Here is a 3,434-nt window from a genome sequence, read left to right as displayed (position 1 = left end):
CGCACCGGATCGACGCGGCTCGCACGCCACGCCGGAATCACTCCCGCCAGCAGCACGGTCACTCCCGTCACAGCGAGCGCGAAGACCAGCACTATGCCTGTCGGAGCTGTATTTATCTCCAGGCGATCCGTTCCGGGGCTGTCCATCAGCTTCACCAGCGCCTGGCTCGTGCTCCATGCAAAGAAAAGTCCCAGCGCCATGCCTGTGCCAGACAACAACAAACTCTCCCAGCACAACTGCGCCGTGAGCCTTTGTCTGCTCGCACCCAGCGCCACGCGGACTGCCAACTCCCGTCGCCGCGCCAAGGAACGTGTGCCTGCCAGCGTCGCCAGATAAGCGCAGGCCACCAGCAGTGACAACCCAACGAGTCCCTCAATCAGATACAGTGGTTCGGCAAACTCCTGCCGCAAATAGGAGAAGCCTGTTCGCCCCGGAACCGCCACCAGATGGGCGGTATCTGTCTCGCTGAACTTGCCGTCATCGGTCATCGTGAAATAGTGAAACTTTGCGGCCTTCATCGCTGCATTGAAGACAGGGTCCAACTCTGCTTGCGCTTGCACAGCCGATGCGCCGTCCTTCAACCGCCCCAGCAGCGTGCGGTTAAACGAACCAAAACCGTGTCGGTCGCCCGCCTCGCCAATCTCCGAGGCCACATACATCCACGGCTTGTCGCCCACCTCGACGCTGTCGAACCCCGGTTGAAGAACGCCGACAATCACGCCCTTCTTTCCCTGAAAATCCAGCGCGCGTCCCAGCACGCCGGGATCACCGCCCATGCGACTGTGCCAGTAGTCATACCCCAGCACGACTGCGTAGCCTTCAGGACCACCGCCCGGCTTATCGTCAGCCTCCGTGAACAGCCGGCCCAGCGCGGCATGCAGCCCAAGCATCTGGAAGCAGTCACCCGTAAGCTGTGCCGCCTGCGCCGGCCGTGTTCCGCTCTGATCGCGTAGGTTCAATTGCGGAAACTTGCTCCACGAGCACAGTCCACTGAGTGTCTTAGGTTTTGCCTCCACCAGCGCGTCATACAGCTTGCCGGAGGTCATATCCGCAGGCGGATTCTTCTTGGCCGGTGCTCCAATCTGCAGCTCCACGCGCACCATCCGATCCGGCCGCTCCACCGGCAGGCTCTTCAGCAGCAGCGCATACATCAGCCCAAAGACCGCCGTGTTCGCGCCAATCGCCAGCGTAAGCGTAATCAGCGCCGTCACCGTGTAGCCAGGGCTTTTCCTTAATTGCCGCAGCGCATAGCGCACATCCTGCACCGTGCGCTCCGCGCTTTCCCCATCTCACGCGTCGCCGCTGCCTTCGCCTCTTCGTACGATTCCCCACGCGCCATACGCTCCTCCACCGCAATCCGCAGATGCGACTCCAGCTCCTCGCGCAGATCGTCCTTCTTCCGCTCCCACCCCGGCCAGATCTTCATGCGTATCCTCCGTGCTCCGCACTGACTTGATAGATGCCCGCTTCACGCGCAGGGCCTTTGTGCTCCCCGTTCCACGAATCACTCATTCCGCAAAGTCTCCAGCGGATCAACATACGCAGCTCGCCTTGCAGGAATGAAAGCAGCGGCAAATCCCGTAACGGCCAACGCAACGGATGCGGCGACAATCGCTGCCGAATTTCTGGCGGCTGATCCATAGAGAAGATGACTGGCCAGGCGAATCGCAGCGGCAGAGAGCAGCAATCCCAGCCCGATTCCCGCCACCAATATCCACGCTGCCTGGCTGACAATCAACATCTGGACATGCCGCCTTGTCGCCCCTAGCGCCAGGCGGATCCCAAACTCGCTTCTGCGGCGCGAGGTGCGGGACGACATGACACCGTAGAAGCCAATCGTGACGAGCAGCAGCGTGAGGCTCGCATAGATCCCTGCCAGGCGGGCAAGCAGCTTTTCGGTGCCGAGATCGCCGTTCAGGTCCGTAGCAAAGGGAACGATCTCCTCGACAGGCAGCGTGGGATCGATCTCGCGGAGCGCCTGACGAACGCTCTCGGAGAGCTTGCCCGGATCTCCGGCGGCACGGACGCGGATGCTGTGCGCCGGAGCAGGATTCTGGTTAATACTCATGTAGACCATCGGCGGCGCTTCACGCTGAGGGCCGTTCACGTGCGCATCGGCCACTTCGCCAACGATCAGAAACGTATGGTCGTTGGGAGCGGGCTCATAGCCGACCCACTGGCCAATCGGGTCTTTGTCTCCGAAGAGCTGCCGCGCATACGAGCGGCTGATGATGGCGACCCGCGGTGTTGTATCCGTATCGGTCGAAGCTATGTCGCGGCCGCGCAGGATGGGGATACCGAGGGTTCGAAAGAAGCCGGGGCTGACGTGATCTTCCTGCCCATGCACCTGCCCATCGGTGAGGTCGCTGCGGTCATGAACGTATAGCGCCGTATTCCAGCCGCAGTGGATGTCCCCGCACATTCCCAGAGCCACTCCGCGAACACCGGGAAGAGCCTGAAGCCGCTCCTGTATCTGGCGAACGAGCGCCGGAAGGTTAGCGGACGGGTTGGCGCTCCTGTACTGCTCCGCATCCACGTGGACGGAGAGGATGTGCTCGCGGTCCATGCCGACATCGACGGTTTCCCAATGCACCAGGGTAGCGGCGAAGCAGACCGACATCGTGGAAAGCAGAAGAGAGAGGCTGACCTGCGCGATGAGCAGCAGATTCGCGCGCCAGCGCTGGCGCGCGGTTTGGGAGATACCGGCGACCTTGGCACGTGAACCTGCCGCGTGCGCAACGCTGGTTCGCATGAAGATGAGGGCAGGAAGGATGCTGAAGGACAGAAGCGACAGCAGCATGAGCGCAACGCCGAGAGCTGCGATGGGCAGGCCCGGGCGCAGGTCGATTATGAGAAGCGAATTATGGTTGGAAGCCCAGCGCACAAGCATGGCGCTCGCAAGCCGGCCCATGGCGAAGGCCAATCCGCAGCCAACAAGGACAATCAGAACGTCCTCAAGAACAATTTGGGAGAGAAGCCGGACACGGCTTGCGCCGAGAGCCATCCGCACTCCGAGTTCGTTAGCGCGCGCGTTAAGCCGGGCAAGCTGAAGGTTGGCAAGATTCAGGCAGCCGACAAGAAAAATGGATGCGGAAAGCGCCATGAGTAATACAAGAGACGCTGAGAACTTGTGCCGCATTCCGCCGGAGCCATTGTTGAGCGGGACCAGTTTGGTCGTCCCTCGCAGAACCGCGGATTTAACAGCCGGGTCGGTTGTGGCTTCGGTCATTACCTCGCGGTCAGGGCGGAAGACCTGGTCCCACTTCGCGAGCACTGCGGCGCGGCGTTCCGCCGGGATGCGTGCATTCAGCGCGAGCCAGAAGATGGTGGGCTGGTTATACCAGGGCTTGCCGAGCGAGACATCGTGACCGGGCCCGAGCGAGTCCCACCCAGGGGTAAATTTGCCCGTGCTTTCGAGCGCGAGAGGAAGCCAG

The 3,434-nt window shown here is 61.8% G+C and carries 3 protein-coding genes; all 3 read right to left on the bottom strand.

The window, feature by feature from the left end; translation table 11 throughout:
- A partial coding sequence (locus ABSG47_RS20730) for an ABC transporter permease (protein ID WP_424172427.1) occupies nucleotides 1–1,265 on the bottom strand: 1,265 nt, incomplete at its 3' end.
- Nucleotides 1,232–1,426 (bottom strand): permease prefix domain 1-containing protein, encoded by a 195-nt coding sequence (locus ABSG47_RS20725; RefSeq protein ID WP_424172424.1) that lies wholly within the window; start codon nucleotides 1,424–1,426, stop codon nucleotides 1,232–1,234. The genes ABSG47_RS20725 and ABSG47_RS20730, both read right to left, overlap by 34 nt.
- Nucleotides 1,427–1,504: 78 nt before the next feature.
- The coding region (locus ABSG47_RS20720) for an FtsX-like permease family protein (protein WP_424172421.1) at nucleotides 1,505–3,434 on the bottom strand (1,930 nt) is incomplete at its 5' end.

This window comes from Occallatibacter sp. (assembly GCF_049510455.1).
GTDB lineage: Bacteria > Acidobacteriota > Terriglobia > Terriglobales > Acidobacteriaceae > Telmatobacter.
Note: the sequence above shows the minus strand (reverse complement) of the source record. Positions and strands in the feature narration are given on the sequence as shown.

Bases quoted from the DNA above. Each gene is read 5' to 3' on its own strand.
- ABSG47_RS20725 (WP_424172424.1), bottom strand. From the start codon at position 1,426: ATGAAGATCTGGCCGGGGTGGGAGCGGAAGAAGGACGATCTGCGCGAG.